We start from the raw sequence: 403 nt of genomic DNA on the forward strand, positions 1-403 counted from the left end.
GTGTGAGGATAAACGACAGCACCACCGCCAGCGCCATGACCGCGAACACCCAGACGATGCTCATTGGATTCGCCGGATCGAAGAACTGCACGCTGGTAAATAGCCCCGGCGCTGCCATTGAGTGGCTGGCACGCCCCGCCATACCGGCAACCGCGCCGCAAATAAAACCGCTGATAAGACTGGCGATAAGCGGACGTTTCAGGCGGATCGCCACGCCATATAACGCCGGTTCGGAAATCCCCGCCATAATGGCTGATGCCGCCGCAGCCAGCGCCGTCTGACGCAGTTCCGGGTTTTTCGTTTTCCACGCCACTGCCAGTGATGAACCGCCCAGCGACAGGTTAGCGCCGATCTCTGACGGCATGACCATCCCTTCTTTGCCGGTTTCGGCAATGGTCTGAAT

At 59.6% G+C, this 403-nt stretch carries 1 protein-coding gene; it reads right to left on the reverse strand.

Annotation, left to right across the window (positions count from 1 at the left end):
• A partial coding sequence (locus BTA35_RS17315) for a PTS transporter subunit EIIC (RefSeq protein ID WP_078320924.1) occupies positions 1–403 on the reverse strand: 403 nt, incomplete at both ends.

It is taken from the genome of Oceanospirillum linum (assembly GCF_001995095.2).
Taxonomy (GTDB): Bacteria; Pseudomonadota; Gammaproteobacteria; order Pseudomonadales; family Halomonadaceae; genus Oceanospirillum; species Oceanospirillum linum.